The organism is Pseudomonas sp. M1 (assembly GCF_022760135.1).
GTDB classification, from domain to species: Bacteria; Pseudomonadota; Gammaproteobacteria; order Pseudomonadales; family Pseudomonadaceae; genus Pseudomonas; species Pseudomonas citronellolis.
Genome location: NZ_CP094343.1, coordinates 5,625,407 through 5,651,957, shown reverse-complemented (window position 1 = coordinate 5,651,957; position 26,551 = coordinate 5,625,407). Strand labels below are relative to the sequence as shown.

Annotated in this window: 29 protein-coding genes; 17 read left to right on the top strand and 12 right to left on the bottom strand. The window is 65.9% G+C overall.

Going from position 1 to position 26,551, the window contains the following annotated elements:
- Nucleotides 1-11: 11 nt before the first annotated feature.
- From rapZ to PM1_RS24960, 9 genes are all read right to left on the bottom strand, one after another.
- Nucleotides 12-869, bottom strand: a complete 858-nt coding sequence (rapZ, locus tag PM1_RS25000; protein WP_009617797.1) for an RNase adapter RapZ — start codon at nt 867-869, stop codon at nt 12-14.
- 1 nt (nt 870) lies between these two features.
- A complete protein-coding gene (gene ptsN / locus PM1_RS24995) occupies nt 871-1,335 on the bottom strand; it encodes a PTS IIA-like nitrogen regulatory protein PtsN (RefSeq protein ID WP_009617799.1) in 465 nt (154 codons plus the stop codon).
- 12 nt (nt 1,336-1,347) lie between these two features.
- Entirely contained in the window at nt 1,348-1,656 is a 309-nt protein-coding gene (hpf, locus tag PM1_RS24990; RefSeq protein WP_009617801.1) for a ribosome hibernation-promoting factor, HPF/YfiA family, read from the bottom strand.
- Between the two features lie 76 nt (nt 1,657-1,732).
- Nucleotides 1,733-3,235: an RNA polymerase factor sigma-54 gene (locus tag PM1_RS24985; protein ID WP_024128165.1), complete on the bottom strand. Its 1,503-nt coding sequence runs from the start codon at nt 3,233-3,235 to the stop codon at nt 1,733-1,735.
- Nucleotides 3,236-3,442: 207 nt separating this feature from the next.
- Nucleotides 3,443-4,168: an LPS export ABC transporter ATP-binding protein gene (lptB, locus tag PM1_RS24980; RefSeq protein ID WP_009617805.1), complete on the bottom strand. Its 726-nt coding sequence runs from the start codon at nt 4,166-4,168 to the stop codon at nt 3,443-3,445.
- A complete protein-coding gene (gene lptA / locus PM1_RS24975; RefSeq protein WP_009617806.1) occupies nt 4,168-4,704 on the bottom strand; it encodes a lipopolysaccharide transport periplasmic protein LptA in 537 nt (178 codons plus the stop codon). The genes lptB and lptA overlap by 1 nt, the downstream gene beginning before the upstream one ends.
- Complete coding sequence (lptC, locus tag PM1_RS24970; protein ID WP_009617808.1) at nt 4,691-5,260, bottom strand: LPS export ABC transporter periplasmic protein LptC; 570 nt, start codon at nt 5,258-5,260, stop codon at nt 4,691-4,693. The genes lptA and lptC overlap by 14 nt, the downstream gene beginning before the upstream one ends.
- An 8-nt stretch (nt 5,261-5,268) precedes the next feature.
- Nucleotides 5,269-5,793, bottom strand: coding sequence for a KdsC family phosphatase (locus PM1_RS24965; RefSeq protein WP_009617809.1), 525 nt, complete (start codon nt 5,791-5,793; stop codon nt 5,269-5,271).
- On the bottom strand, nt 5,794-6,768 hold the full coding sequence (locus PM1_RS24960) for a KpsF/GutQ family sugar-phosphate isomerase (protein ID WP_009617811.1): 975 nt from the start codon (nt 6,766-6,768) through the stop codon (nt 5,794-5,796).
- A 243-nt stretch (nt 6,769-7,011) separates the two neighbouring features.
- Here PM1_RS24960 and PM1_RS24955 point away from each other — a divergent pair, with 243 nt between their 5' ends.
- From PM1_RS24955 to hisC, 10 genes are all read left to right on the top strand, one after another.
- Entirely contained in the window at nt 7,012-7,821 is an 810-nt protein-coding gene (locus PM1_RS24955; protein WP_009617813.1) for an ATP-binding cassette domain-containing protein, read from the top strand.
- A complete protein-coding gene (gene mlaE / locus PM1_RS24950; protein WP_009617815.1) occupies nt 7,821-8,618 on the top strand; it encodes a lipid asymmetry maintenance ABC transporter permease subunit MlaE in 798 nt (265 codons plus the stop codon). The genes PM1_RS24955 and mlaE overlap by 1 nt, the downstream gene beginning before the upstream one ends.
- Nucleotides 8,618-9,094: an outer membrane lipid asymmetry maintenance protein MlaD gene (gene mlaD, locus PM1_RS24945; protein ID WP_009617817.1), complete on the top strand. Its 477-nt coding sequence runs from the start codon at nt 8,618-8,620 to the stop codon at nt 9,092-9,094. Before mlaE ends, mlaD begins: the two co-directional genes overlap by 1 nt.
- A gap of 20 nt (nt 9,095-9,114) precedes the next feature.
- Entirely contained in the window at nt 9,115-9,768 is a 654-nt protein-coding gene (locus PM1_RS24940) for an MlaC/ttg2D family ABC transporter substrate-binding protein (protein ID WP_009617819.1), read from the top strand.
- A complete protein-coding gene (locus tag PM1_RS24935) occupies nt 9,765-10,076 on the top strand; it encodes an STAS domain-containing protein (RefSeq protein WP_009617822.1) in 312 nt (103 codons plus the stop codon). Before PM1_RS24940 ends, PM1_RS24935 begins: the two co-directional genes overlap by 4 nt.
- A gap of 114 nt (nt 10,077-10,190) precedes the next feature.
- Nucleotides 10,191-10,430, top strand: a complete 240-nt coding sequence (locus PM1_RS24930; RefSeq protein ID WP_009617824.1) for a BolA family protein — start codon at nt 10,191-10,193, stop codon at nt 10,428-10,430.
- 21 nt (nt 10,431-10,451) lie between these two features.
- The gene (gene murA / locus PM1_RS24925; protein WP_009617826.1) at nt 10,452-11,717 is read left to right on the top strand and encodes a UDP-N-acetylglucosamine 1-carboxyvinyltransferase; all 1,266 of its coding nucleotides are present in this window, start codon (nt 10,452-10,454) and stop codon (nt 11,715-11,717) included.
- Between the two features lie 12 nt (nt 11,718-11,729).
- Entirely contained in the window at nt 11,730-12,365 is a 636-nt protein-coding gene (hisG, locus tag PM1_RS24920) for an ATP phosphoribosyltransferase (protein ID WP_009617828.1), read from the top strand.
- Between the two features lie 124 nt (nt 12,366-12,489).
- Nucleotides 12,490-13,800 (top strand): histidinol dehydrogenase, encoded by a 1,311-nt coding sequence (gene hisD, locus PM1_RS24915; RefSeq protein ID WP_009617836.1) that lies wholly within the window; start codon nt 12,490-12,492, stop codon nt 13,798-13,800.
- A 120-nt stretch (nt 13,801-13,920) separates the two neighbouring features.
- Nucleotides 13,921-14,979, top strand: coding sequence for a histidinol-phosphate transaminase (hisC, locus tag PM1_RS24910; protein ID WP_009617840.1), 1,059 nt, complete (start codon nt 13,921-13,923; stop codon nt 14,977-14,979).
- A gap of 48 nt (nt 14,980-15,027) precedes the next feature.
- Here the strand turns inward: hisC and algW are convergent, their stop codons facing one another.
- The gene (gene algW / locus PM1_RS24905; RefSeq protein ID WP_009617842.1) at nt 15,028-16,191 is read right to left on the bottom strand and encodes a Do family serine endopeptidase AlgW; all 1,164 of its coding nucleotides are present in this window, start codon (nt 16,189-16,191) and stop codon (nt 15,028-15,030) included.
- Nucleotides 16,192-16,306: 115 nt separating this feature from the next.
- Between algW and PM1_RS24900 the strand changes: the two genes are divergently transcribed.
- Entirely contained in the window at nt 16,307-17,065 is a 759-nt protein-coding gene (locus PM1_RS24900; RefSeq protein ID WP_009617844.1) for a Nif3-like dinuclear metal center hexameric protein, read from the top strand.
- A gap of 13 nt (nt 17,066-17,078) precedes the next feature.
- Here the strand turns inward: PM1_RS24900 and mltB are convergent, their stop codons facing one another.
- On the bottom strand, nt 17,079-18,185 hold the full coding sequence (mltB, locus tag PM1_RS24895) for a lytic murein transglycosylase B (protein ID WP_009617845.1): 1,107 nt from the start codon (nt 18,183-18,185) through the stop codon (nt 17,079-17,081).
- 378 nt (nt 18,186-18,563) lie between these two features.
- Between mltB and cysD the strand changes: the two genes are divergently transcribed.
- From cysD to PM1_RS24875, 4 genes are all read left to right on the top strand, one after another.
- Nucleotides 18,564-19,481 (top strand): sulfate adenylyltransferase subunit CysD, encoded by a 918-nt coding sequence (gene cysD, locus PM1_RS24890; RefSeq protein ID WP_009617853.1) that lies wholly within the window; start codon nt 18,564-18,566, stop codon nt 19,479-19,481.
- A gap of 39 nt (nt 19,482-19,520) precedes the next feature.
- Nucleotides 19,521-19,865, top strand: coding sequence for a four helix bundle protein (locus tag PM1_RS24885; RefSeq protein WP_009617855.1), 345 nt, complete (start codon nt 19,521-19,523; stop codon nt 19,863-19,865).
- Nucleotides 19,866-19,935: 70 nt separating this feature from the next.
- Complete coding sequence (gene cysN / locus PM1_RS24880; RefSeq protein WP_009617857.1) at nt 19,936-21,837, top strand: sulfate adenylyltransferase subunit CysN; 1,902 nt, start codon at nt 19,936-19,938, stop codon at nt 21,835-21,837.
- Nucleotides 21,838-22,196: 359 nt separating this feature from the next.
- The gene (locus tag PM1_RS24875) at nt 22,197-23,414 is read left to right on the top strand and encodes an ATP-binding protein (protein ID WP_009617859.1); all 1,218 of its coding nucleotides are present in this window, start codon (nt 22,197-22,199) and stop codon (nt 23,412-23,414) included.
- A gap of 438 nt (nt 23,415-23,852) precedes the next feature.
- Here the strand turns inward: PM1_RS24875 and PM1_RS24870 are convergent, their stop codons facing one another.
- Nucleotides 23,853-24,296: a YhcB family protein gene (locus PM1_RS24870; RefSeq protein ID WP_009617861.1), complete on the bottom strand. Its 444-nt coding sequence runs from the start codon at nt 24,294-24,296 to the stop codon at nt 23,853-23,855.
- A gap of 138 nt (nt 24,297-24,434) precedes the next feature.
- Between PM1_RS24870 and PM1_RS24865 the strand changes: the two genes are divergently transcribed.
- Together PM1_RS24865 and PM1_RS24860 are read left to right on the top strand one after the other, a co-directional pair.
- Nucleotides 24,435-25,079, top strand: a complete 645-nt coding sequence (locus PM1_RS24865; protein WP_009617863.1) for an alpha/beta hydrolase — start codon at nt 24,435-24,437, stop codon at nt 25,077-25,079.
- A gap of 43 nt (nt 25,080-25,122) precedes the next feature.
- Nucleotides 25,123-26,469, top strand: a complete 1,347-nt coding sequence (locus PM1_RS24860; RefSeq protein WP_009617865.1) for a tryptophan--tRNA ligase — start codon at nt 25,123-25,125, stop codon at nt 26,467-26,469.
- The last annotated feature ends 82 nt before the right edge of the window (nt 26,470-26,551 follow it).

Sequence of the window (26,551 nt, the reverse complement as noted above, 5' to 3'; positions counted from 1 at the left end):
GTTATCTGCTGCTAGCTCAGGTCGCGGTGGCGAATCTGCACGTTCTTCAGGGTGGCTTTCAGGGCATTGCCGATGCGCTCGGCGAGGTAGACCGAGCGATGATGGCCGCCCGTGCAGCCGATGGCAATGGTGACGTAGGCGCGGTTGCTGGCGGCGAAGCGCGGCAGCCATTTGTTCAGGTAGCCCAGGGTGTCCTGGTACATCTCTTCCACGTCGGGCTGCTCGGCGAGATATTCCTGCACGCCCTTGTCCAGGCCCGACTGCTCGCGCAGCTCGGGTTTCCAGTAGGGGTTGGGCAGGCAGCGCACGTCGAACACCAGGTCGGCGTCCACCGGCATGCCGCGCTTGAAGCCGAACGACTCGACGAGGAAGGCGGTGCCCGGCTCGGGTTTGTTCAGCAGGCGCAGCTTGATGACGTCGCGCAACTGGTAGAGGTTGAGGTTGGTGGTGTTCAGCTTGAGGTCGGCGAGGTCGGCGATCGGGCTGAGCAGTTGTTCCTCGTCGGCGATGGCCTCGGCGAGGGAGCGGGTGTCGGTGGTCAGCGGGTGGCGCCGGCGCGTCTCGGAGAAGCGCTTGAGCAGCGTCTCGTCGTCGGCGTCCAGGTACAGCACGTCGCACTGGATGTGCTTGTCGCGGGCTTCCTGGAGCAGCTCGGGGAAGCGCTTGAGCTGGCTGGGCAGGTTGCGCGCGTCGATCGACACGGCCACCTGCGGGTGCATCAGCTCGGTGTGCAGCAGTGCGCGCTGGGCCAGGTCCGGCAGCAGGCTGGCCGGCAGGTTGTCGATGCAGTAGAAGCCGTTGTCCTCGAGGACGTTGAGGGCAGTGCTCTTGCCGGAGCCGGAACGGCCGCTGACGATGATCAGGCGCATGCTAGTGGCCGTTCTGCACTTCCACGACTATCTGGTACAGCGCCTCGCCATCGCTCGCGCGGCGCAGGCGTTCGCGCACCTCGGCGCGGTCGAGCATCGAGGCGATCTGGCGCAGCAGCTCCAGATGCTCCTCGGTGGCGGCTTCGGGTACCAGCAGGACGAACACCAGGTCGACCGGAGCGCCGTCGAGGGCGTCGAAGTCCACCGGTGCATCGAGGTGAAGGATGGCGCTGATCGGTGCCTTGCAACCGGTCAGGCGGCAGTGGGGAATGGCGATGCCATTGCCGAAGCCGGTGGAGCCCAGGCGTTCGCGGGCCACCAGGCTTTCGAAGATGTCTTGCGCGTCGAGGCCGGGAAGGTCTTTCACGACCAGGTTGGCGATCTGTTCGAGTACGCGCTTCTTGCTGCCGCCCGGCACGTTCACCAGGGAACGGCCGGGGGACAGGATCTGCTCAAGTCGGATCATAGGGGAGGGGGGTTAGCGGACTCCAACGCCCTGTTGGCGTTCGAGGTACTTTTCCTTGTGTTTGATCAGTTGTCGATCGAGTTTGTCGGTCAGCAGGTCGATGGCGGCGTACATGTCTTCGTGTTCTGCGCAGGCCACGACTTCGCCACCGGAAATGTGCAGCGTGGCTTCGATACGCTGTTTCAGCTTTTCGACCTCCATGATGACCTGAACATTGGTGATCTTGTCGAAGTGGCGCTCCAGTCGGCCGAGTTTCTCGACCACGTAGTCGCGCAGGGCGTCGGTCACATCCAGTTGATGGCCACTGATGTTGACTTGCATACCGCTTTCTCCTTATTGCCCGTGTATAAGTGGCAGGTTATGGGGCCTGCCGCCGGAACACCTTGGCTTGGGTCAATCAGACCAGTCGCTTGCGCTCGCTCGATGGAGCTATTCCGAGAGATTCCCGGTACTTGGCGACTGTCCGACGTGCCACTTGAATGCCCTGTGCCTCCAGTAAACCAGCGATCTTGCTGTCGCTCAACGGCTTTTTCGGACTTTCTGCCGCGACCAGTTTCTTGATGATCGCGCGGATCGCCGTGGACGAGCATTCGCCGCCCTCGGAAGTGCTCACGTGGCTGGAGAAGAAGTACTTCAGCTCGAAGATGCCGCGTGGGGTGTGCATGAATTTCTGCGTGGTGACCCGCGAGATGGTCGACTCGTGCATGCCCACCGCCTCGGCGATATCGTGCAGGACCAGCGGCTTCATGGCTTCCTCGCCGTACTCAAGGAAACCGCGCTGGTGCTCGACGATCTGTGTCGCCACCTTCATCAGCGTCTCGTTGCGGCTCTGCAGGCTCTTGATGAACCAGCGCGCTTCCTGCAACTGGTTGCGCATGAAGGTGTTGTCGGCGCTGGAGTCGGCGCGGCGCACCAGGCCGGCGTACTGCGAGTTGACGCGCAGGCGCGGCACCGCTTCCTGGTTCAGCTCCACCAGCCAGCGCTCGTTGTGCTTGCGCACTATCACGTCCGGCACCACGTACTCGGCTTCGCCGGACTCGATCTGCGAACCCGGGCGCGGGTGCAGCGACTGGATCAGCTCGATGGTCTCGCGCAGCTCGTCTTCCTTGAGCTTCATGCGCCGCATCAGCTGGGTGTAGTCGCGGCTGCCGAGCAGGTCGAGGTGGTCGGCGACCAGGCGCAGGGCCTCGCTCAGCAGGTGGGTGTTGGCGGGCATCTGGCGCAGCTGCAGCAGCAGGCATTCGCGCAGGTTGCGCGCGCCGACGCCGGCCGGCTCCATCTGTTGGATGCGCCGCAGCACCACTTCCACCTCGTCCATCTCGATGCCCAGCTCGGGGTCGAGGGAGGTGAGGATGTCTTCCAGGGACTCTTCCAGGTAGCCGTCGTTGTTGATGCCGTCGATGATGCTCAGGGCCACCAGGCGGTCGCTGTCGGACATGGGGCAGAGGTTCAGCTGCCACAGCAGGTGGCTCTGCAGGCTCTCGCCGGCGGAGGTGCGGGCGGTGAAGTCCCATTCGTCGTCGTCGTTGCTGGGCAGGCTGCTGGCGCTGGTCTGGTAGACGTCTTCCCAGGCGGTGTCCACCGGGAGTTCGTTGGGGATGCGCTCGGCCCACTGGTCTTCGTCCAGGCTGTCGGCGCTGGGCGTGGTGGTTTCCTGGAAGCTTTCGCTCTGCGAGTTGACGTTGGTATTGGTGGGGGTTTCCGCGCCCTCGGCGTAGGGGTCGCTACCGTCGAAGTCTTCGCCTTCTTCCTGGCGCTCGAGCATCGGGTTGGATTCCAGCGCCTCCTGGATCTCCTGTTGCAGATCCAGGGTGGAGAGTTGGAGCAGTCGGATGGCCTGTTGCAGCTGCGGAGTCATCGTCAGCTGCTGGCCCATCTTGAGGACGAGCGATGGTTTCATGGCTGGAACTTGGCACCTTGTCCGCGGGCGTGTAGCGCACCCAATCCACGACTACGGGCGCCTGGACCCAAATTCCCGGACGCCGCTAGGAAGCAAATTATATGCCTGAATTCTCAGACTTTGCCTAGGGGCGTTTGCGCATAATTCGCTGCCTGTCCGTCGGCGCGACATGAGGTTGCGCCCCGGCGCGACGGCCGGGGCAGGACTTCAGAGGCGGAACTCGTGGCCCAGGTAGACTTCCTTGACCAGTTCGTTGGCCAGAATGGCCGCGGAATCGCCCTCGGCGATCAACTGGCCGTCGTTGACGATGTAGGCCGTCTCGCAGATGTCCAGGGTCTCGCGCACGTTGTGGTCGGTGATGAGCACGCCGATGCCCTTGGCCTTGAGGTGGTGGATGATCTGCTTGATGTCGCCCACCGAGATCGGGTCGACGCCGGCGAAGGGTTCGTCGAGGAGGATGAACTTCGGCGAGCTGGCCAGGGCGCGGGCGATCTCCACGCGGCGGCGCTCGCCGCCGGACAGGCTCATGCCGAGGTTGTCGCGGATGTGGTGGATGTGGAACTCCTCCAGCAGGCCTTCCAGGGCCTCCTTGCGGCCGTTGCGGTCGAGGTCGGCGCGGGTCTCGAGGATGGCGCCGATGTTGTCCGCCACCGACAGCTTGCGGAAGATCGAGGCTTCCTGCGGCAGGTAGCCGATGCCGGCGCGGGCGCGGCCGTGCATGGGCAGGTTGGTGACGTCCTGCTCGTCGATGCGGACCACGCCCTGGTCGGCGCGGACCAGGCCGACGATCATGTAGAAGCAGGTGGTCTTGCCGGCGCCGTTGGGGCCGAGCAGGCCGACGATCTGCCCGCTGTCGATGCTCATGCTGACATCGCGGACGACCTGGCGACCCTTGTAGCTCTTGGCGAGGTGCTGTGCGGTGAGCGTGGCCATTACTGGGCTTGATCCTGCTTCTTCTTGGGCTGGATGACCATGTCGATGCGCGGGCGCGGGGTGGTCACCTGGGTGCCGGTGGCGCGGCCGGCGTTGACGATCTGCCGTTCGGTGTCGTAGACGACCTTCTCGCCTTCGAAGGTGTTGCCTTCCTGGATCACCTTGGCCTGGTCGATCAGGATCACCCGGTTCTGGGTGACGAAGTACTGGATGGTCAGGCCGTAGGCCTTGGTGATTTCCTTGTCCGGCGCCGGCTTCTGCTCGAAATAGGCGGGCTTGCCGACCGAGGTGACCACCTCGATCTCGCCGTCCTTGTTCTGCTTGAGGGTGACGGTGTTGCCGGTCAGCTTCATGCTGCCCTGGGTCACCACCACGTCGCCGCGGTACACCGCGACGCCCTGCTTGTCGTCCAGTTCGGCGCTGTCGGCCTGCACGCGGATCGGCTGCTCGCGATCCGTCGGCAGCGCCCAGCCAGCGCTGCTGCCCAGGGCGGCGACGAGGCCGAGGAAAAGGGGGAAGGTTTTAACGAACCTCATGCTGACCTCTTACGTTGGACAGCAGGGTCATCCGGCTGTCTTTCAGATACGCTTTCATGCCTACCGCCGTGGTCACCCCTTGGGGCTCGGTGATCTTAACGGGTTGACTGGTCTCGGCATAATCCTTGTCCGGGAACACCGTCATGCGCGTGGTGGTGAGCAGCAGGGTGCGGTTCTGCGCGTCGGTGCGCTGGACCCGGACGTTGTCGATCAGTTCGACCTGCTTGCCTTCCGGGCCGACCTCGGCGCGCACGCTCTGCACGTGCCACGGCTGCGGCTCGCCCTCACGGAAGAAGAACAGGTCCGGCGTGGTGACGTTGGTGACGTCGGTGGCTTTCATGTGCTCCAGGCGATCGGCGGTCATCTCGTAGGCCAGGCTGCCGTCCTCGCGGTACTGCAGGCTGTGGGCATTGGCCGCGTAGAAATCGATGGCGTCGTTGCTCGGCGCGACCTGGCGCTCGTTGAAGTCCAGGCGCACGTTCCAGTAGTAGCCCAGCGCGACCAGCAGGACCGCGATCAGGGCGAGGAGGAGCTTCTGGCGAAGGGTCTTCGGCATGTCTGGCTCTACAGGTAGGCGCTTTGCGCCGCCTCGAGGTTGCCCTGGGCGCGCAGGATGAGTTCGCAGAATTCACGGGCCGCGCCTTCGCCGCCGCGCGCCTGGGTCACGCCGTGGGCGTGCTGGCGAACGAAGGCGTCGGCGCTGGCCACCGCCATGCCCAGGCCGACCCGGCGGATGACCGGAAGGTCGGGCAGGTCGTCGCCCAGGTAGGCGACCTGTTCATAGCCTAGCCCGAGTTCGGCGAGCAGTTGGTCGAGGACCGCCAGCTTGTCCTCGCGGCCCTGGAACAGGTGCTCGATGCCCAGGTTCTGCGCGCGGCGCTCGACCACGGCGCTCTTGCGGCCGCTGATGATGGCGGTGCGCACGCCCGAGGCGATGAGCATCTTGATGCCGTGGCCGTCGAGAGTGTTGAAGGTCTTGAACTCGCCGCCGTCGGGCAGGAAGTAGAGCTTGCCGTCGGTCAGCACGCCGTCCACGTCGAACACCGCCAGGCGCACGCCACTGGCGCGTTGCAGCAGGTCTGCGGTCATTCAGATGACTCCGGCGCGGGTCAGGTCGTGGACGTGCAGGACGCCGACCGGGTGGTCGTCGCCGTCGACCACCACCAGGACGTTGATCTTGTGGTCGTCCATGATCTTCAGGGCTTCGGCGGCGAGCATGTCCGGGCGCACGGTCTTGCCGTGCACGGTCATCACCTGGTCGATGGTGGCCGTGCGCACATCCACGCCCTTGTCCAGGGTGCGGCGCAGGTCGCCGTCGGTGAACACGCCGGCCAGGCGGCCGTCTTCGCCGAGGACGATGGTCATGCCCAGGCCCTTGCGGGTCATTTCCAGCAGGGCGCCGCTGAGCGAAGTGCCGGGGGAGACCTGCGGCAGTTCTTCACCCACGTGCATGATGTTTTCCACTTTCAGCAACAATCTCCGGCCCAGGGCGCCGCCCGGATGGGAGAAGGCGAAGTCCTCGGCGGTGAAGCCGCGGGCTTCCAGCAGGGCCACGGCGAGGGCGTCGCCGAGCACCAGGGAGACGGTGGTGGAGGAGGTCGGCGCCAGGTTCAGCGAGCAGGCCTCGTGTTCGACGCTGGCGTCCAGGTTCACCGCGGCGGCCTTGGCCAGCGGCGACTCGGGGTTGCCGGTCATGCTCACCAGGGTGATGCCCAGGCGGGCGATCAGCGGCAGCAGGGTGATGATCTCGGCGGTGGAGCCGGAGTTGGACAGCGCCAGGACCACGTCGTCCCTGGTGATCATGCCCATGTCGCCGTGGCTGGCCTCGGCCGGGTGCACGAAGAACGCCGGGGTGCCGGTGCTGGCCAGGGTGGCGGCGATCTTGCGGGCGATGTGCCCGGACTTGCCCATGCCGACCACCACCACGCGGCCGGTGCAGCCGAGCAGCAGTTCGCAGGCCCTGGAGAAATCGGCCCCGATGCGTGGCAGCAGGGCATCCACCGCATCGCGCTCGAGGCCGATGGTGCGTTGTGCCGACTGGATGAAATCGTGATTCTGGCTCATGTTCCGATCGCGTGGGGCGAAGTGAAGGGCGAGATTATAACGGTAAAGCGGTCCGGGCTTCACCCTGCCGATACCGGATCTTGCACAGGGAAAGCTGAATCCGAGCTGAATCGCCGGCGGCGGGCCTTGGGCCGCCGCGCGCGCCAATGCTATAGTTCGCCGCCGTTCGGCCTGTCTTGTGTTACCGTGTTCCGACGGTTCGACGGGGCATTGCAGGGACAGGGCCGTCATGCAAGGAGTTCTATGAGCACCGATGAAAAATACGCTGTCGAGCTGAAGGGGGTCACCTTCAAGCGCGGTACCCGCGCCATCTTCGACAACGTGGATATCCGTATTCCGCGCGGCAAGGTCACCGGCATCATGGGGCCGTCGGGTTGCGGCAAGACCACCTTGCTGCGCCTGATCGCCGCACAGCTGCGCCCGGTCAAGGGCGACGTCATGGTCAACGGGCAGAACCTGCCGAAGCTGGCCCGCGCCGACCTGTTCGACCTGCGCAAGCAGTTCGGCGTGCTGTTCCAGAGCGGCGCGCTGTTCACCGACCTGGACGTGTTCGAGAACGTCGCCTTCCCGCTGCGGGTGCACACCGACCTGCCCGAGGAGATGATCCGCGACATCGTCCTGATGAAGCTGCAGGCCGTGGGCCTGCGCGGGGCGCTGGAGCTGATGCCGGACGAGCTGTCCGGCGGCATGAAGCGCCGCGTGGCGCTGGCCCGGGCGATCGCCCTGGACCCGCAGATCCTCATGTACGACGAACCCTTCGTCGGCCAGGACCCGATCGCCATGGGCGTGCTGGTGCGGCTGATCCGCCTGCTCAACGATGCCCTGGGCATCACCAGCATCGTGGTCTCCCACGACCTGGCGGAAACCGCCAGCATCGCCGACTACATCTATATCGTCGGCGACGGCAAGGTGCTGGGGCAGGGCACGCCGGCGGAGCTCAAGGAGCTCGACGATCCGCGCGTGCGCCAGTTCATGAAGGGGATTCCGGATGGTCCGGTGCCCTTCCACTATCCCGCGCGCGACTATCGCGCCGACCTGCTGGGGGAACGCTGATGCGCAAGACTTCACTGCTCGAGCGGATTCGCCTGCTCGGGCGGTCGGGCCTCGACGTGCTCGAGGCGCTCGGCCGTTCCACGCTGTTCCTCGGCCACGCCATGCTCGGCCGCCGGGTGCCCGGCGGCATGGGCCAACTGCTGGTCAAGCAGCTGTACTCGGTGGGCGTGCTGTCGCTGGCGATCATCGTGGTTTCGGGCGTCTTCATCGGCATGGTGCTGGCCCTGCAGGGCTACAACATCCTCAAGGACTATGGTTCGGAGCAGGCGGTGGGACAGATGGTGGCCCTGACCCTGCTGCGCGAACTGGGCCCGGTGGTGACCGGCCTGCTGTTCGCCGGCCGCGCCGGTTCCGCGCTGACCGCCGAGATCGGCAACATGAAATCCACCGAGCAGCTCTCCAGTCTGGAGATGATCGGCGTCGACCCGCTGCGCTACGTGATCGCGCCGCGCCTGTGGGCCGGCTTCATTTCGATGCCGCTGCTGGCGGCGATCTTCAGCGTGGTCGGCATCTGGGGCGGCGCCGCCGTCGCCGTCGACTGGCTGGGCGTATACGAGGGTTCCTTCTGGTCGAACATGCAGAACAGCGTGCAATTCGGCGAGGATGTGCTCAATGGCGTGATCAAGAGCGTGGTGTTCGCCTTCGTGGTGACCTGGATCGCCGTGTTCCAGGGCTATGACTGCGAGCCGACCTCCGAAGGGATCAGCCGCGCAACGACTCGAACCGTGGTCTATGCCTCCCTGGCGGTACTGGGGCTGGACTTCATACTGACCGCTTTGATGTTTGGAGACTTCTGATGCAAACCCGCACCCTGGAAATCGGTGTAGGCCTGTTTCTTCTCGGCGGCCTGCTGGCCCTGCTGCTGCTGGCGCTGCGTGTCAGCGGCCTGACCATCGGGCATTCCAATGACACCTACCAGCTGTATGCCTACTTCGACAACGTCGCCGGCGTGACCGTGCGCGGCAAGGTGACCATGGCCGGCGTGACCATCGGCAAGGTGGTCGCCGTGGACCTGGACCACGACAGCTACCGTGGCCGGGTGACCATGGAAATCAACAAGAGCGTCAACAACCTGCCGGACGACTCCACCGCGTCTATCCTCACCGCAGGCCTGCTGGGCGAGAAATACATCGGCATCAGCGTCGGCGGCGACGACAAGATGCTCACGGACGGCGGCGTCATCCACGACACCCAGTCCGCGCTGGTGCTGGAGGACCTGATCGGCAAGTTCCTGTTGAACTCGGTCAATAAAGAAGAGCCCAAGAAGCAATGACGATGATGAGGATGAACGCCATGCTGACTCTCCTGCGCCGCGGCCTGCTGGTCCTGCTCGCAGCACTGCCGCTGATCGCCAACGCCGCGCCGAATGCGCAGCAGGTGGTGCAGCAGACCGTCGACAACCTGCTGTCCGACCTCAAGGCCAACAAGCCGGCCTACCGCGCCGATCCCAAGCAGCTCTACGCCGCCCTGGACCGCATCCTCGGCCCGGTGGTGGACTCCGAGGGCATCGCCAGGGGCGTGATGACCGTCAAGTATTCGCGCCAGGCCTCCCCGGAGCAGATCAAGCGCTTCGAGACGGTGTTCAAGAACAGCCTGATGCAGTTCTACGGCAACGCCCTGCTCGAGTACGACAACCAGGACATCCGCGTGCTGCCGTCCACCGGCAAGCAGGACCCGGAGCGCTCCAGCGTGAACATGGAGATCCGTGACAGCAAGGGCACCGTCTATCCGGTGCAGTACACCATGGTCAACCAGTCGGGGACCTGGCGCCTGCGCAACGTGATCATCAACGGCATCAACATCGGCAAGCTGTTCCGCGACCAGTTCGCCGACTCCATGCAGAAGAACGGCAACGACCTGGAGAAGACCATCGCCGGTTGGGACCAGGTGGTCGCCCATGCCAAGGATGCCGCCAAGGGCAACCCGGACGAGGGTGGCGCGCAATGACCAGCGCCGCCAGCATCAGCGAGGGCGCGGCCGGCGAGCTGCGCCTGGCCGGGGTGCTCGACTACCGCAGCGGCACGCAGCTGCGCGAGCAGGGCAAGGCCCTGATCGCCGCGAGCGGCGCCCAGCAGCTGGTGGTGGATTGTTCGGCGGTGGAGAAGTCCAGCAGCGTCGGCCTGTCGCTGCTGCTGGCCTTCCTGCGCGATGCGCAGCAGGCGGGCAAGAGCCTGCAGGTCCGCGGCTTGCCGAAAGACATGCAAGACATCGCCAAGGTCAGCGACCTCGACGGCATCCTGCCGCTGCAGGGCTGATCGGGGCGCTCGAAAGGCCCTCCGTCCGCGACTTCCCCTGGCGGGGTTCGCAGGCGGGGGGCTTTTTTGTATCATTGCCGGCCCGCGCGCGTTGAGCGCCGATCGAGGTCGAGCATGCAGGCGATTGAAGTCAAGAACATCCTGGAAGCCAAGCTCCCGGGTACCCAGGTCGAAGTGGAAGGCGAAGGCTGCAACTTCCAGCTGAACCTGATCAGTGACGAACTGGCCGGTCTGAGCCCGGTGAAACGTCAGCAGCAGATCTACGCGCACCTTAACGAATGGATCGCCAGTGGCGCCATCCATGCCGTGACCATGAAATTCTTCAGCCGCGCCGCCTGGGCCGAGCGTTCCTGAGCCGCCGGGGATATACCTGCTATGGACAAACTGATCATTACCGGCGGTTCCCGTCTCGACGGCGAAATCCGCATCTCCGGCGCCAAGAACTCCGCGCTGCCGATCCTTGCCGCCACCCTGCTGGCGGATACTCCGGTCACCGTGTGCAACCTGCCGCACCTGCACGACATCACCACCATGATCGAGCTGTTCGGTCGCATGGGCGTGCAGCCGGTGATCAACGAGAAGCTCAACGTCGAAGTCGACGCCAACAGCATCAGGACCCTGGTCGCGCCCTATGAATTGGTGAAGACCATGCGCGCCTCGATCCTGGTGCTCGGCCCCATGGTCGCGCGCTTCGGCGAGGCCGAAGTGGCCCTGCCCGGCGGCTGCGCCATCGGTTCGCGTCCGGTCGACCTGCACATCCGCGGCCTCGAGGCCATGGGCGCGCAGATCACCGTCGAGGGCGGCTACATCAAGGCCAAGGCTCCGGCCGGCGGCCTGCGTGGCGCGCACTTCTTCTTCGATACCGTGTCCGTGACCGGCACCGAGAACATCATGATGGCCGCGGCCCTGGCCAACGGCCGCACCGTGCTGGAAAACGCCGCCCGCGAGCCGGAAGTGGTCGACCTGGCCAACTGCCTGATCGCCATGGGCGCGCAGATCCAGGGCGCCGGCACCGACACCATCGTCATCGACGGCGTGAAGCGCCTGGGCGGCGCCAAGTACAACGTGCTGCCCGACCGCATCGAGACCGGCACCTACCTGGTCGCCGCCGCCGCCACCGGTGGCCGCGTCAAGCTCAAGGACACCGACCCGACCATCCTCGAGGCGGTGCTGCTGAAGCTGGAAGAGGCCGGTGCGCACATCAACACCGGCAACGACTGGATCGAGCTGGACATGAAGGGCAACCGGCCGAAGGCGGTGAACATCCGCACCGCGCCGTACCCGGCGTTCCCCACCGACATGCAGGCCCAGTTCATCTCGCTGAACGCCGTGGCCGAAGGCACCGGCGCAGTGATCGAGACCGTGTTCGAGAACCGCTTCATGCATGTCTACGAGATGAACCGCATGGGCGCGCAGATTCTCGTCGAGGGCAACACCGCCATCGTCACCGGCGTGCCGCAGCTCAAGGGCGCCCCGGTCATGGCCACCGACCTGCGCGCTTCCGCCAGCCTGGTGATCGCTGGCCTTGTGGCCGAGGGCGACACCCTGATCGACCGCATCTACCACATCGACCGTGGCTACGAGTGCATCGAAGAGAAGCTGCAACTGCTCGGCGCCAAGATCCGCCGCGTACCGGGCTAGGGCTGACCAGACATGCTGACCATCGCCCTGTCCAAGGGCCGGATCCTCGATGACACCCTGCCGCTGCTCGCAGCGGCAGGCATTGTGCCGACCGAGAACCCGGACAAGAGCCGCAAGCTGATCATCCCCACCAGCCTCGACGACGTGCGCCTGCTGATCGTCCGCGCCACCGACGTGCCGACCTACGTCGAGCACGGCGCCGCCGACCTCGGCGTGGCCGGCAAGGACGTGCTGCTCGAATACGGCGGCCAGGGGCTGTACGAGCCGCTGGACCTGAAGATCGCCAACTGCAAGCTGATGACCGCCGGCGCGGTCGGCGCGGCCGAGCCCAAGGGGCGCCTGCGGGTGGCCACCAAGTTCGTCAACGTGGCCAAGCGCTACTACGCCGAGCAGGGCCGCCAGGTCGAGGTGATCAAGCTGTACGGCTCCATGGAGCTGGCGCCGCTGGTCGGCCTGGCCGACAAGATCATCGACGTGGTCGACACCGGCAACACCCTGCGCGCCAACGGCCTGGAACCCCAGGAGCTGATCGCCCACATCAGCTCGCGGCTGATCGTCAACAAGGCCTCGATGAAGATGCAGCACGCGCGCATCCAGGCCCTGATCGACACTCTGCGTGAAGCGGTGGAGTCTCGACACCGGGCGTAATTCCCTGCGCGGCCTTCCCGCCGCGCCCGCCTATCCGTGTCATAGCCAAATTTTCTCGGGTGCCCGCACGGTGGGCTTGCTAGTCTAGCGGCGCCCGAGATCACGCCAATTAAAGAGGCCAGCTATGACCGCACCTTTCGCCATCCGTCGACTCAACGCCGCCGATCCGGACTTCGCGCGTCATCTGGACCATCTGCTGTCCTGGGAAAGCGTGTCCGACGACGCCGTGAACCAGCGCGTGCTGGACATCATCGCCGACGTGCGCAGCCGTGGCGACGCCGCCCTGGTCGAGCTCACCCAGCGCTTCGACGGCCTCGCGGTCGCCAGCATGGCCGACCTGATCCTGCCGCGCGAGCGCCTGGAACTGGCCCTGACGCGCATCACCCCGGCCCAGCGCGAGGCGCTGGAAACCGCCGCCGAGCGCGTGCGCAGCTACCACGAGAAGCAGAAGCAGGACTCCTGGCGCTACACCGAGGCCGACGGCACCGTGCTCGGCCAGCAGGTCACCCCGCTGGACCGCGCCGGCCTGTACGTGCCCGGCGGCAAGGCTTCCTATCCGTCTTCGGTGCTGATGAACGCGATTCCAGCGAAGGTCGCCGGCGTCGCCGAAGTGGTGATGGTAGTGCCGACGCCGCGTGGCGAGATCAACGAGATCGTCCTCGCCGCCGCCTGCATCGCCGGCGTCGACCGCGTCTTCACCATCGGCGGCGCCCAGGCCGTGGCCGCGCTGGCCTATGGCACCGAGAGCGTGCCCCAGGTGGACAAGATCGTCGGCCCGGGCAACATCTACGTGGCCACCGCCAAGCGCCACGTATTCGGCCAGGTGGGCATCGACATGATCGCCGGCCCCTCGGAAATCCTCGTGGTCTGCGACGGCGGCACCGACCCGGACTGGATCGCCATGGACCTGTTCTCCCAGGCCGAGCACGACGAGGACGCCCAGTCGATCCTGGTCAGCCCGGACGCGGCCTTCCTCGACAAGGTCGCCGCCAGTATCGAGAAGCTGCTGCCGACCATGGAGCGCGCCGAGATCATCCGCACCTCGCTGGGCAACCGCGGCGCGCTGATCCAGGTCGCCGACCAGGCCCAGGCCTGCCAGGTGGCCAACCGCATCGCCCCGGAGCACCTGGAGCTGTCGGTGGCCGACCCGGAAAGCTGGCTGCCGAACATCCGCCACGCCGGCGCCATCTTCATGGGCCGCTACACCGCCGAGGCCCTGGGCGACTACTGCGCGGGCCCGAACCACGTGCTGCCCACCTCCGGCACCGCGCGCTTCTCCTCGCCGCTGGGCGTGTATGACTTCCAGAAGCGCTCGTCGATCATCTTCTGCTCGGCCGACGGCGCCTCGGTGCTCGGCAAGACCGCTTCGGTCCTGGCTCGCGGCGAGTCGCTGACCGCCCACGCGCGCAGCGCCGAATACCGGATCAAGGGCTGAAAAGCCGATAAAAACCGATAAAAGCCGCTGGAAGCTTGAGGCTGGACGAAGTGGGTTTCGCCTTTTCGTTCAGCCTCCAGCCCTCCAGCCTTCAGCGAATCTTTTAAAGGAGAGAGGGCGATGAGCAAGTTCTGGAGCCCCTTCGTCAAGGACCTGGTGCCCTACGTGCCGGGTGAGCAACCCAAACTGGCCAGGCTGGTCAAGCTGAACACCAACGAGAACCCCTACGGCCCGTCGCCCAAGGCGCTGGCCGCCATGCAGGCCGAGCTGGGCGACGCCCTGCGGCTATACCCGGACCCCAACGCCGAGCGCCTGAAGCAGACCATCGCCGACTACTACGGCGTGCGCCCGGGCCAGGTGTTCGTCGGCAACGGCTCCGACGAGGTGCTGGCCCACGCCTTCCACGCGCTGTTCCAGCACGACGGCCGGCCGCTGCTGTTCCCCGACGTGACCTACAGCTTCTACCCGGTGTACTGCGGCCTCTACGGCATTCCCTTCGAGGCGCTGGCGCTGGACGAGCAGTTCCAGATCCGCGTCGAGGACTACGCCCGCCCCAACGCCGGGATCATCTTCCCCAACCCCAATGCGCCGACCGGCTGCCTGCTGCCGCTGGACGCCATCGAGCGCCTGCTGCTGGCCAACCCGGACAGCGTGGTGCTGGTGGACGAGGCCTACGTCGACTTCGGCGGCGAGACGGCCATCGGCCTGGTGGAGCGCTACCCGAACCTGCTGGTGGCGCAGACGCTGTCCAAGTCGCGCTCCCTGGCCGGGCTGCGCGTCGGCCTGGCGGTCGGCCACGAGGACCTGATCGAGGCCCTGGAGCGGGTCAAGAACAGCTTCAACTCCTACCCGCTGGACCGCGTGGCCCAGGCCGGCGCCATCGCCGCCTTCGAGGACCGCGAGTACTTCCAGCGCACCTGCCAGGCGGTGATCGACAGCCGCGAGAAGCTGGTCGGCGAACTGAGCGGCATGGGCTTCGAGGTGCTGCCGTCGGCGGCCAACTTCATCTTCGCCCGCCACCCGCAGCACGACGCCGCCGAACTGGCCGCCGGCCTGCGCGAGCAGGGTGTGATCGTCCGCCACTTCAAGCAGGCGCGCATCGCCCAGTTCCTGCGCATCAGCATCGGCACCGAGGAGCAGAACCAGGCGCTGCTGGACGCCCTGCGCACGCGGCTCTGAGCCACGCCCGGCGGAAAAAGCAACGGCGCCCTCGGGCGCCGTTCTTCGTTACTGCTGCTGCGGCTGCTGCACCGGCGGAGTGGGCGGCGGGCGCAGGCCCACTTCCGCCTCCAGGGTGACGTGCTTGCCGTTGCGCAGCACCTGGATGCTGATCTTCTCGCCCGGCTTGGTGCGCGCCACCTGGTTCATCGCGGTGCGGCCGTCGGCGGCCTTCTTGCCGTCGATGTCGAGGATGATGTCGCCCGGCTGCATGCCGGACTGGGCGGCCGGGCCGTCGCGGTAGACGCCGGCGACCACCACCCCGCCCTGGTCCTGCAGGCCGAAGGACTCGGCCAGCTCCGGCGTCAGCGGCTGCACCTCGACGCCCAGCCAGCCGCGGATCACCGAGCCGTGCTCGACGATCGACTTCATCACCTCCAGCGCCAGCTTGATCGGGATGGCGAAGCCGATGCCCTGGGAGCCGCCGGACTTGGAGAAGATGGCGGTGTTGATGCCCACCAGGTTGCCGCTGGCGTCGACCAGGGCGCCGCCGGAGTTGCCCGGGTTGATCGCCGCGTCGGTCTGGATGAAGTCCTCGTAGGTGTTCAGCCCCAGCTGGTTGCGGCCGGTGGCGCTGATGATGCCCATGGTCACCGTCTGGCCCACGCCGAAGGGGTTGCCGATGGCCAGGCAGACGTCGCCGGTGCGGATGCCGTCGGAGCGGCCGAGGGTCATCACCGGCAGGTCCTTGAGGTCGATCTTGAGCACCGCAAGGTCCGTTTCCGGGTCGCTGCCGACCAGGCGCGCCGTGGTTTCGCGGCCGTCGCGCAGGGCCACGACTATCTGGTCGGCGCCGGCGGTGACGTGGTTGTTGGTCAGCAGGTAACCCTCGGGGCTCATGATCACCGCCGAGCCCAGGCTCGACTCCATGCGCTTCTGCTGCGGCAGGTTGTCGCCGAAGAAGCGGCGGAACAGCGGGTCGTCGAGCATCGAATTGCCCGGCCGGCTGACCATCTTGGTGGTGTACAGGTTGGCCACCGCCGGCGCGGCGCGGGTCACGGCGTCGGCATAGGTTCCGGGGCCCTGCTGCAGGCGGCTGAGCAGGGGCGCCTGCTGCAGGTGGACTTCCTGTTCGGGCAGGCCGACCCATTCGGGGTTACGCTGGATGATCAGCAGCGCCAGCAAGACGCCGACAAGCGCGGGCCAGCCGAGAAAACGCAGGGCCTTCAGCATCGGAGGACGATCCTTGGGGGTTGCTCGGCCTGGGGAAGGCCGCTAGGGTGGCCGCCATTATACGGGCGGCGTGGCAAGAAAATAGCCGTCTCCCCTAATGCCTGGAGGAAATTCGATGGCGATCGATCTGACCGAGCTGGTCGAAGAGGCCGACCGCTACCTGGACGCCGCGCGCATCCAGGACTACTGCCCCAATGGCCTGCAGGTGCAGGGCCGGCCGCAGGTGCGGCGCATCGTCAGCGGCGTGACCGCCAGCCAGGCGCTGCTGGACGCGGCAGTGGCCGCGCAGGCCGATGCGGTGCTGGTCCACCATGGCTACTTCTGGAAGGGCGAGAACCCTTGCGTGGTGGGCATGAAGCAGCGTCGCCTGAAGACCCTGCTGGCCCACGACATCAGCCTGATCGCCTACCACCTGCCGCTGGACCTGCACCCGCAGGTGGGCAACAACGTGCAGCTGGGCCAGCAGCTCGGCCTGGACATCGAAGGCCCGCTGGAGCCGGGCAACCCGCGTTCCATCGTGCTGCTGGGCGCGCCCGCGGCACCCGTGGCGCCGGCCGATTTCGCCGCCCACGTGGCCCGGGTGCTGGGCCGCGAGCCGCTGCTGGTGGAAGGCGAGCGGCCGATCCGGCGCATCGCCTGGTGCACCGGCGGCGCCCAGGGCTACATCGACCAGGCCATCGCGGCGGGCGTGGACGCCTACCTCACCGGCGAGGTTTCCGAGCAGACGGTGCACAGCGCCCGCGAGAACGGCATCAGCTTCATCGCCGCCGGCCACCATGCCACCGAGCGCTACGGCGTGCAGGCGCTGGGCCGCTACCTGGCCGAGCGCTTCGGCGTCGAGCACCGCTTCATCGACTGCCCGAACCCCGCCTGAGCGCCGCGGGCGCTCACGGCGTCGAGGCGTAGCGGCGCCGGGCCTGGTCCACGGCCGCGCCGAGCTGCCAGACCGCCATCGCGTAGTGGGTGCTGTGGTTGTAGCGGGTGATCACGTAGAAGTTCGGCAGGCCGTACCAGTACTGGTAGTTGCGGCCCATGTCCAGGCGCAGCAGGCTGGCGCTCTGGTGCTTGCCCAGCGGGGCCTGCGGGCGCAGCCCGGCGGCGCTCAGCGTCTGGAGCGGATACTGCGTCTTGAAGCCATCCTCGAGCCCGCGCGCCTGGCCGCTGGCTGGCACGGCGATGCTGTCGTGGGTGACCCAGCCGTGCTGCTGGAAATAGTTGGCGACGCTGCCGATGGCGTCCTGCGGGTCCCACAGGTCGACGTGGCCGTCGCCATCGAAGTCCACCGCGTAGCGGGCGAACGAGGTCGGCATGAACTGGCCGTAGCCCATGGCGCCGGCGTAGGAGCCGCGCAGGGCCAGCGGGTCGTCGCGCTCCTTGCGCGCCAGCAGGAGGAACTGCTCCAGCTCGCCGGTGAAGAAGTCGGCGCGCCGCGGGTAGTCGAAGGCCAGGGTGGCCAGGGCATCCATGATCCGCGTCTTGCCCATCACCCGGCCCCAGCGGGTTTCCACGCCGATGATGCCGACGATGATCTCCGGCGGCACGCCGTAGATCTTCGAGGCGCGTTCGAGGGCGTCTTCGTACTGGTTCCAGAAGGCCACGCCGTTCTGGACGTTGTCCGGGGTGATGAACTTCTTGCGGTAGCGCAGCCAGGCGCCGTTCGGCCCGCTAGGCGCCTGGTAGGTCGGCGCCTGGCGGTCCATCAGGCGGATCACCCAGTCCAGGCGCTGGGTGCGGCCCAGCACGTCCTGCAGCTGCTGGCGATCGAAGCCGTGCAGGCTGACCATCCGGTCGACGAAGCGCTGGGCGTTGGGGTTGTTGGCGAAGTCGCCGGTCAGCGGGCGGATCGGCTGCACCGGGTTCGCCGGGGTGTACAGGCGCGTCGTGCCGGTGGCGGCGCTTTTCTGCGGGGCGGCTGCCGGCGTCGGCGCGGTGGGCTTGCTGCTGCAGGCGGCGATGAGGAGGAACAGGGGCAGGAGCGGAGCGATGCGGCGCATGGGAAATCTGCTGGGGCGTGGGGAATGAGGAATAGGGTAGCGCAGATGGGGGCGCTTACCGGGGCCTACTCTAGCGGAGGGCGGGATGCGCTTCCTCCTGAATCTGTTTCCGGGCCCGGGGCGGGTGGCGGCTTTGCGGGTGAAGGGCTGTTCGTCGGAGAGGCGGGCGTCTGTGGATATCTCGTTTCCAGCGGCGCGCCCCATCCGCCCGCTCAGGCCCGGGGCCTTAGTCTCCTGGGCGCTGGCGCGGTCTGACAAGTGGCTATATGAGTATATTCTTTCGGTATAAGTGGCCGCCCGGTTAGAGTCTGACGTTGTGGTAGAGTGCGCCCTCGTCTACGGCCCGAAGGCCGTCCATAAGCAATTCCGTGAGTAGCCATGGTCGACAAACTGACGCATCTGAAACAGCTGGAGGCGGAAAGCATCCACATCATCCGCGAGGTGGCCGCCGAGTTCGACAACCCGGTGATGCTGTACTCGATCGGCAAGGACAGCGCGGTGATGCTGCATCTCGCGCGCAAGGCCTTCTTCCCCGGCAAGCTGCCGTTCCCGGTGATGCACGTCGACACCCGCTGGAAATTCCAGGAGATGTACCGCTTCCGCGACAAGATGGTCGAGGAGATGGGCCTGGACCTGATCACCCACGTCAACCCCGATGGCGTGGCCCAGGACATCAACCCCTTCACCCACGGCAGCGCCAAGCACACCGACATCATGAAGACCGAGGGCCTCAAGCAGGCGCTCGACAAGTACGGCTTCGACGCCGCCTTCGGTGGCGCCCGCCGCGACGAGGAGAAGTCCCGCGCCAAGGAGCGCGTCTACTCCTTCCGCGACAGCAAGCACCGCTGGGACCCGAAGAACCAGCGCCCGGAGCTGTGGAACGTCTACAACGGCAAGGTGAAGAAGGGCGAGTCGATCCGCGTCTTCCCGCTGTCCAACTGGACCGAGCTGGACATCTGGCAATACATCTACCTGGAACAGATCCCGATCGTCCCGCTGTACTTCGCCGCCGAGCGCGAAGTCATCGAGATGAACGGCGCGCTGATCATGATCGACGACGAGCGCATCCTCGAGCACCTCAGCGACGAGCAGAAGGCCAGCATCCAGAAGAAGATGGTGCGCTTCCGTACCCTGGGCTGCTACCCGCTGACCGGCGCGGTGGAATCCACCGCCACCACGCTGCCGGAAATCATCCAGGAAATGCTGCTGACGCGCACTTCCGAACGCCAGGGCCGGGTCATCGACCACGACCAGGCAGGTTCCATGGAAGAGAAGAAGCGGCAGGGGTATTTTTAAAAGCCGAAAAAAGCGCTGGAAGGCTTGAGGCTGGACGAAATGGATTTCGAACGACTCGATGTATGGAAGCTCTCCGCAAGGCTTTCGGTTGATGTCTATCGGGCGCTGGCTGGCTGCCGAGACTTCGGTTTCAAGGATCAGATCACCCGATCGGCCCTGTCCGTTCCCAGCAATATTGCCGAAGGCATGACGCGGGATGGCGACAAGGAAAAGCGCTACTTTCTGAGCATGGCCAAGGGCTCGTGCTCGGAGTTGAGAACTCAGATTTATATAGGTGTTGAAGTCGGCTTCATATCGGCCGAGATCGGCCGGGACTGGATCGAGCGATGCAAGCGCATCGCGGCGATGCTTTCCGGCCTTCTAAAACGACTTCAACGTCCATGAATTATCGGCTTGCTCGGTGCGCTCGTTCGTTCAGCCTCCAGCCTCAAGCCTTCAGCGATAGAGAAAGACCATGTCCCACCAGTCTGACCTGATCAGCGAGGACATCCTCGCCTACCTGGCCCAGCACGAGCGCAAGGAACTGCTGCGCTTCCTCACCTGCGGCAACGTCGACGATGGCAAGAGCACCCTGATCGGGCGCCTGCTGCACGACTCCAAGATGATCTACGAAGACCATCTGGAAGCTATCACCAAGGATTCCAAGAAGGTCGGCACCACCGGTGACGAAGTCGACCTGGCGCTGCTGGTCGACGGCCTGCAGGCCGAGCGCGAGCAGGGCATCACCATCGACGTGGCGTACCGCTACTTCAGCACCGCCAAGCGCAAGTTCATCATCGCCGACACCCCCGGCCATGAGCAGTACACCCGCAACATGGCCACCGGCGCGTCCACCTGCGACCTGGCCATCATCCTGATCGACGCCCGCTACGGCGTGCAGACGCAGACCCGCCGGCACAGCTTCATCGCATCCTTGCTGGGCATCAAGCACATAGTCGTGGCCATCAACAAGATGGACCTGAAGGACTTCGACCAGGGCGTCTTCGAGCAGATCAAGGCCGACTACCTGCAGTTCGCCGAGAAGATCAACCTGAAGACCAGCTCGCTGCACTTCGTGCCCATGTCGGCGCTCAAGGGCGACAACGTGGTCAACAAGTCCGAGCGTTCGCCCTGGTACACCGGCCAGTCGCTGATGGAAATCCTCGAGACCGTCGAGATCGCCGGCGACCGCAACCTGGACGACATGCGCTTCCCGGTGCAGTACGTCAACCGCCCGAACCTGAACTTCCGCGGCTTCGCCGGTACGCTGGCCAGCGGCATCGTGCGCAAGGGCGACGAGGTCGTGGCACTGCCGTCGGGCAAGGGCAGCAAGGTCAAGTCCATCGTCACCTTCGAGGGCGAGCTGGAGCACGCCGGCCCCGGCCAGGCCATCACCCTGACCCTGGAAGACGAGATCGACGTCTCCCGCGGCGACATGCTGGTGCATGCCGACAACCGCCCGCTGGTCACCGACGGTTTCGACGCCATGCTCGTGTGGATGGCCGAGGAGCCCATGCTCCCGGGCAAGAAATACGACATCAAGCGCGCCACCAGCTACGTGCCGGGCTCGATCCCGAGCATCGCCCACAAGGTGGACGTGAACACCCTGGAAGAGACCGCCGCCAGCGAACTCAAGCTCAACGAGATCGCCCGCGTGAAGGTCAGCCTGGATGCGCCCATCGCCCTCGACGGCTACGCGCAGAACCGCACCACCGGCGCCTTCATCGTCATCGACCGGCTGACCAACGGCACCGTCGGCGCCGGCATGATCATCGCCGCGCCGCAGGCCGGCCAGAGCCATGCCAGCCACCACGGCCAGGGCGCCCACGTGAGCCGCGAGGAGCGCTCCGCGCGCTTCGGCCAGCAGCCGGCCACGGTGCTGTTCAGCGGCCTCTCCGGCGCCGGCAAGAGCACCCTGGCCTACGCCCTGGAGCGCAAGCTGTTCGACATGGGCCGCGCGGTCTACGTGCTGGACGGCCAGAACCTGCGCCACGACCTGAACAAGGGCCTGCCGCAGGACCGCGCCGGGCGCACCGAGAACTGGCTGCGCACCGCCCACGTCGCCAGGCAGTTCAACGAAGCGGGGCTGATCAGCCTGTGCGCCTTCGTCGCCCCTAGCGCCGAAGGCCGCGAGCGGGCCAAGGCGCTGATCGGCGACGAGCGCCTGATCACCGTCTACGTCCAGGCATCGCCGCAGGTCTGCCGCGAGCGCGACCCGCAGGGCCTGTACGCGGCCGGCCAGGACAACATCCCCGGCGAGTCCTTCCCCTACGACGTGCCGCTGGATGCCGACCTGGTGATCGACACCCACCACCAGTCGGTGGAAGAGGGCGTGAAAGCGGTCCTCGACCTGCTGCGCCAGCGCGGCGCGATCTGATCGCGACAGCGTTGTGAAAAGCCCCGCCTAGGCGGGGCTTTTTCTTTGGTGCTCGGCGGGGGCCGGAACGCCACGCCTCACGGTGAGCTGTAGGAGCGGACTCCGTCCGCGATTCGCGCGCAGGGCGCGCTCCTGCATGGGGTGCGAAAGGTAGGATGTTGCGCTCCCTGGTTTGCCTGGCCTCTCTGTAGGACGCCCTGCTAAGACGATATTTGGTATCCGAAGGTCGTGTACTGGTTTGGCTACGAGTGCGTGAGTAGTAAGCCGATGGCCATTTGCCGAGGGTAGGCGGGGTCGGGGACTGGAAAGCATCCAGGTTAATGGTGTAATTTCACCCGGTTGATGGATGAATTTACACAATGTACCCACGCAAAATCCGCCAGTACACGCTTGAAGCTTTGGATGACTCTCCGGTCGTTCTGATCAATGGCGCCCGCCAGACAGGCAAGAGCACCCTGGTTCGAACCTTGGAGCAGGATGTCCGCTATTTCACCTTTGACGATCCGGCTGTGCTGGCGGCTGCTCAAGCCGACCCGTTCGGCTTCATCGGGGCGCTCGAAGGGGCGGTCTGCCTGGATGAAGTGCAGCGAGCTCCCGGGATTTTTCTGGCCATAAAGGCCGAGGTGGACAAGGATCGTACGCCCGGCCGTTTCCTACTGACCGGATCGGCCAACGTCCTGCTACTGCCCCAGATTGCCGATTCTCTGGCCGGGCGTATGGAGGTGCTGACGCTCTGGCCGCTGGCGCAGAGTGAAGTTGCCGGCCGGCCAATCAGCATGATCGATAGGCTGTTCGACGGAGAGTTCCCGGATCGCTGTGCCTATCAACGCGATGACTTCATCGGGCGGCTGATGGCTGGGGGCTATCCGGAGGCATTATCGCGTACGAGCGAGCGCCGGCGCGAAGCCTGGTTCGACAACTACCTGAGCACTATCCTGTTGCGTGACGTTCGTGATCTGGCCCAGATCGAGGGGCTGACGGAGCTGCCCCGGTTGATGCAGTTGCTGGCCGCGCGTAGTGGTGGTCTGCTCAACGCTGCTGAGCTGTCCCGCGCCACAGGTATTCCGCAGACGACTTTGAAGCGCTACCTGACGCTGCTGGAAACACTTTTCCTGATTTGCCAGGTTCCGGCCTGGTCCTCCAATCTGGGCAAACGCCTGCAGAAGTCCCCCAAGCTATTCGTGACGGACTATGGGCTGATGGCTCACCTGCTGGGGGTGAGTAAATCCGGCGTATCAGCTTCGCTCGGTTTGCCGGGTGACCTAGTGGAGGCCTTTGTATATGCGGAGCTGGCCAAGCATCAGACGTGGGCGGAGATACGCACGACATTGATGCACTATCGAACTTCCACGGGGATGGAGGTCGACTTTGTCCTGGAGAACCGGCGGGGTGAGTTGGTCGGGGTAGAGGTCAAGGCGGCTACCACGATCAGTGCGAAGGACTTCAACGGCCTGCGTCACCTGCGTGATACGACCCCTCGGCAGTTCAAGCGAGGAATCGTTTTCTACACGGGAGAGCAGGTGGTGCCTTTCGACCAGCAACTGACGGCCGTTCCGCTTTCTCTGTTCTGGGGATGATTGGCTGAAACGGTTCTTCAGATGCGCAATTGCACTTCTCTTGACTGTCCATTGACCACACATTGCGCCTCCCCTGGCTCGTGGCTCGCTCAGGGACTTTTGCGGGGAACCGTCGGAAATCGTCTGACATTGTTGGGCATCGATTGCAGCGAGCGCCATTTTTAGTGTTTAAAAATCAAAGCCTTACAGTCTAAATGCGTAGGTGGGGTGCATGGTGGGGCGGCGTAGGACTTCATTCGTGATCCGCGCCGACATCTTCGATTATCGCGGACAAAGTCCGCTCGCTGTGCTCTGTCCATGAATCAGCCTCCGAGTGGAGGGCTGCCTATCGCGGACGGAGTCCGCTCCTACAGGGGATGCTCGTCGCCAGTGCCTGTAGGTCGCTTCTGAAATGAAAAAGCCCCGCCATGGCGGGGCTTTTCTGCGGGCGCTGCGGGCTCAGAGCTTGCGCTTGAGGCCGTAGGTCTCGTCCAGGGTGCCGGGGCCTTCGCCGCTCTTCGGCGCGTAGTCCTTCGGCGCTTCCTGGCTGGCCGGCGGGGTCAGGCGCTCGCGGCGTTCGGGGTAGCCGTCCTCGGCGTGCAGGGCGGCCAGCAGGCGCTGCTTGGTCTGCTCGTCCAGGGCCAGGCGCTCGGCGCTCTCGGACAGGTGTTCCTGGACGTCCTGGTAGCTCTGGGTGAGCTTCTTCACCAAGCTGGCGGTGGTGTTGAAGTGCGTCACCACCTCGCGCTGGTAACTGTCGAAGCGTTCCTGCAGGTCATCGACCTGGCGTTGCATGCGGTTGGGTGCGGCGCTGGGCAGCAGGCGAGCGATCAGGAAGCCGACAGCGGCCCCGACGAGCAGAGCGATGACCGGGACCAACCAGGTGGTGAGGGACTGTTCCACGCGAATCCTTCCTCTATAGACGGCTTTGCTTTACGTTAGCGGCTTGCACCTGCGCTGTATACCACGGGGCGAGGCCTCGGTGTCGGCGCGGTATCGAGCTAGACGAGACGACCCGCTTCGGGGTCACGGAGTTGTTGTTTGTCCACCCGCGAAATCCCCCTGTTCATCGATGGCCCGGACGGCCCCCTGGAAGCCCTGCACCTGGACACCCCCGACGCCATCGGCGTGGCGCTGATCTGCCATCCGCACCCGCTGTTCGCCGGCACCATGCAGAACAAGGTGGTCGCCACCCTGCAGCGCATCGCCCGCGACGCCGGCTATGCCACCCTGCGTTTCAACTTCCGCGGCGTCGGCCAGAGCGCCGGCAGCTACGCCGATGGCCGTGGCGAAATCGACGACGCCCTGGCCGCGGCCCGCTGGCTCGGCGAGCGACATCCCGGCCTGCCGCTGACCCTGATGGGCTTCTCCTTCGGCTCCTGCGTGGCCGGCAATGCCGCGGCGCGCCTGGAGGGGCAGGGCGTGGCCCTGCGTCACCTGTTCATGCTGGCGCCGCCGGTGGAGCGCTTCGCGGTCGAGCTGCCGCGGCAGTGCCCCATCACCGTGGTACAGCCCGAAGATGACGAAGTGGTGACCCCGGCCCGCGTCTACGCCTGGAGCGAGTCGCTGGCGCTGCCCCACGAACTGCTGCGCGTGCCCGGGTGCAGCCACTTCTTCCACGGCAAGCTGATCGAGCTCAAGGACCTGCTGCAGCCCCGGCTCGCGCCGGCCGGCGCCGCGGGTTAACATCCAGGCCGCTCATTTTTCCCGCGCTGATTTCTGGTATCCCATGACGACCCGCATCCTCACCGGCATCACCACCACCGGCACCCCGCACCTGGGCAACTACGCTGGCGCCATCCGCCCGGCGATCGTCGCCAGCCGCGACCCGCAGGCCGACTCGTTCTACTTCCTGGCCGACTACCACGCGCTGATCAAGTGCGACGACCCGCTGCGCATCCAGCGCTCGCGCCTGGAGATCGCTGCCACCTGGCTGGCCCTGGGCCTGGATACCGACAAGGCGACCTTCTACCGCCAGTCCGACATTCCCGAGATCCCCGAGCTGACCTGGCTGCTGACCTGCGTCTCGGCCAAGGGCCTGCTCAACCGCGCCCACGCCTACAAGGCCTCGGTGGACAAGAACGTCGAGGCCGGGGAAGACCCGGACGCCGGCGTCAGCATGGGCCTGTACAGCTACCCGATCCTGATGGCCGCGGACATCCTGATGTTCAACGCGCACAAGGTGCCGGTCGGCCGCGACCAGATCCAGCACGTGGAAATGGCCCGCGACATCGGCCAGCGCTTCAACCACCTGTTCGGCAACGGCAAGGAGCTGTTCACCCTGCCGGAAGTGGTGATCGAGGAAGAGGTGGCGACCCTGCCGGGCCTGGACGGGCGCAAGATGTCCAAGAGCTACGACAACACCATTCCGCTGTTCGGCAGCAGCAAGCAGCTCAAGGATGCCATCGCCCGCATCGTCACCGACTCCCGCGCCCCCGGCGAGCCGAAGGACCCGGACAATTCGCACCTGTTCACCCTCTACCAGGCCTTCGCCACGCCGGCGCAACTGGCCGAATTCCGCGCCGCGCTGCTCGAAGGCCTGGCCTGGGGCGAAGCCAAGCAGCGCCTCTACGAACTGCTGGAAGCCGAGCTGGGCGAGGCCCGCGAGCGCTACCACACGCTGATCACCCGCCCGGGCGACCTGGAGGACATCCTCCTGGCCGGCGCTGCCAAGGCCCGCCGCATCGCCACCCCGTTCCTCGGCGAGCTGCGCGAAGCAGTTGGTCTGCGCTCGTTCCGCGAGCAGGTGCAGGTGGCCAGCGAGGGCAAGAAGAAGGCCGCCAAGAGCGCGCGCATCGTCAGCTTCCGCGAGGACGACGGCAGCTTCCGCTTCCGCCTGCTGGACGCCGCCGGCGAGCAACTGCTGCTGTCCAACGCCTTCGCCGACGGCAAGTCCGCCGGTGCGGTGAGCAAGCGCCTGCAGGGCGGCGAGGCGTTGGACCTGCGCGTCGAAGGCAATGCCTTCGCCCTGTGGCTGGATGGAGCGGCCGTGGCGCAGAGCCCCGAGTTCGCCGATGCCGCCAGCCGCGACGCCGCCATCGAGCGCGTGCGCGAGGCCCTGGCGCCCCAGGAGTAAGCCCGCACACGGCCATCCTCGACGGATGGCCGATTGCCAAGAAGCGGGGCCGTCGCTAAAGTGTCGGCCCCGTTTTCGTTGC

What these genes read in the sequence shown, in the direction of transcription:
- rapZ (WP_009617797.1), bottom strand. Translation starts at nt 869, where the DNA reads ATGCGCCTGATCATCGTCAGCGGCCGTTCCGGCTCCGGCAAGAGCACT.
- ptsN (WP_009617799.1), bottom strand. Translation starts at nt 1,335, where the DNA reads ATGATCCGACTTGAGCAGATCCTGTCCCCCGGCCGTTCCCTGGTGAAC.
- hpf (WP_009617801.1), bottom strand. Translation starts at nt 1,656, where the DNA reads ATGCAAGTCAACATCAGTGGCCATCAACTGGATGTGACCGACGCCCTG.
- PM1_RS24985 (WP_024128165.1), bottom strand. Translation starts at nt 3,235, where the DNA reads ATGAAACCATCGCTCGTCCTCAAGATGGGCCAGCAGCTGACGATGACT.
- lptB (WP_009617805.1), bottom strand. Translation starts at nt 4,168, where the DNA reads ATGGCCACGCTCACCGCACAGCACCTCGCCAAGAGCTACAAGGGTCGC.
- lptA (WP_009617806.1), bottom strand. Translation starts at nt 4,704, where the DNA reads ATGAGGTTCGTTAAAACCTTCCCCCTTTTCCTCGGCCTCGTCGCCGCC.
- lptC (WP_009617808.1), bottom strand. Translation starts at nt 5,260, where the DNA reads ATGCCGAAGACCCTTCGCCAGAAGCTCCTCCTCGCCCTGATCGCGGTC.
- PM1_RS24965 (WP_009617809.1), bottom strand. Translation starts at nt 5,793, where the DNA reads ATGACCGCAGACCTGCTGCAACGCGCCAGTGGCGTGCGCCTGGCGGTG.
- PM1_RS24960 (WP_009617811.1), bottom strand. Translation starts at nt 6,768, where the DNA reads ATGAGCCAGAATCACGATTTCATCCAGTCGGCACAACGCACCATCGGC.
- PM1_RS24955 (WP_009617813.1), top strand. Translation starts at nt 7,012, where the DNA reads ATGAGCACCGATGAAAAATACGCTGTCGAGCTGAAGGGGGTCACCTTC.
- mlaE (WP_009617815.1), top strand. Translation starts at nt 7,821, where the DNA reads ATGCGCAAGACTTCACTGCTCGAGCGGATTCGCCTGCTCGGGCGGTCG.
- mlaD (WP_009617817.1), top strand. Translation starts at nt 8,618, where the DNA reads ATGCAAACCCGCACCCTGGAAATCGGTGTAGGCCTGTTTCTTCTCGGC.
- PM1_RS24940 (WP_009617819.1), top strand. Translation starts at nt 9,115, where the DNA reads ATGCTGACTCTCCTGCGCCGCGGCCTGCTGGTCCTGCTCGCAGCACTG.
- PM1_RS24935 (WP_009617822.1), top strand. Translation starts at nt 9,765, where the DNA reads ATGACCAGCGCCGCCAGCATCAGCGAGGGCGCGGCCGGCGAGCTGCGC.
- PM1_RS24930 (WP_009617824.1), top strand. Translation starts at nt 10,191, where the DNA reads ATGCAGGCGATTGAAGTCAAGAACATCCTGGAAGCCAAGCTCCCGGGT.
- murA (WP_009617826.1), top strand. Translation starts at nt 10,452, where the DNA reads ATGGACAAACTGATCATTACCGGCGGTTCCCGTCTCGACGGCGAAATC.
- hisG (WP_009617828.1), top strand. Translation starts at nt 11,730, where the DNA reads ATGCTGACCATCGCCCTGTCCAAGGGCCGGATCCTCGATGACACCCTG.
- hisD (WP_009617836.1), top strand. Translation starts at nt 12,490, where the DNA reads ATGACCGCACCTTTCGCCATCCGTCGACTCAACGCCGCCGATCCGGAC.
- hisC (WP_009617840.1), top strand. Translation starts at nt 13,921, where the DNA reads ATGAGCAAGTTCTGGAGCCCCTTCGTCAAGGACCTGGTGCCCTACGTG.
- algW (WP_009617842.1), bottom strand. Translation starts at nt 16,191, where the DNA reads ATGCTGAAGGCCCTGCGTTTTCTCGGCTGGCCCGCGCTTGTCGGCGTC.
- PM1_RS24900 (WP_009617844.1), top strand. Translation starts at nt 16,307, where the DNA reads ATGGCGATCGATCTGACCGAGCTGGTCGAAGAGGCCGACCGCTACCTG.
- mltB (WP_009617845.1), bottom strand. Translation starts at nt 18,185, where the DNA reads ATGCGCCGCATCGCTCCGCTCCTGCCCCTGTTCCTCCTCATCGCCGCC.
- cysD (WP_009617853.1), top strand. Translation starts at nt 18,564, where the DNA reads ATGGTCGACAAACTGACGCATCTGAAACAGCTGGAGGCGGAAAGCATC.
- PM1_RS24885 (WP_009617855.1), top strand. Translation starts at nt 19,521, where the DNA reads ATGGATTTCGAACGACTCGATGTATGGAAGCTCTCCGCAAGGCTTTCG.
- cysN (WP_009617857.1), top strand. Translation starts at nt 19,936, where the DNA reads ATGTCCCACCAGTCTGACCTGATCAGCGAGGACATCCTCGCCTACCTG.
- PM1_RS24875 (WP_009617859.1), top strand. Translation starts at nt 22,197, where the DNA reads ATGTACCCACGCAAAATCCGCCAGTACACGCTTGAAGCTTTGGATGAC.
- PM1_RS24860 (WP_009617865.1), top strand. Translation starts at nt 25,123, where the DNA reads ATGACGACCCGCATCCTCACCGGCATCACCACCACCGGCACCCCGCAC.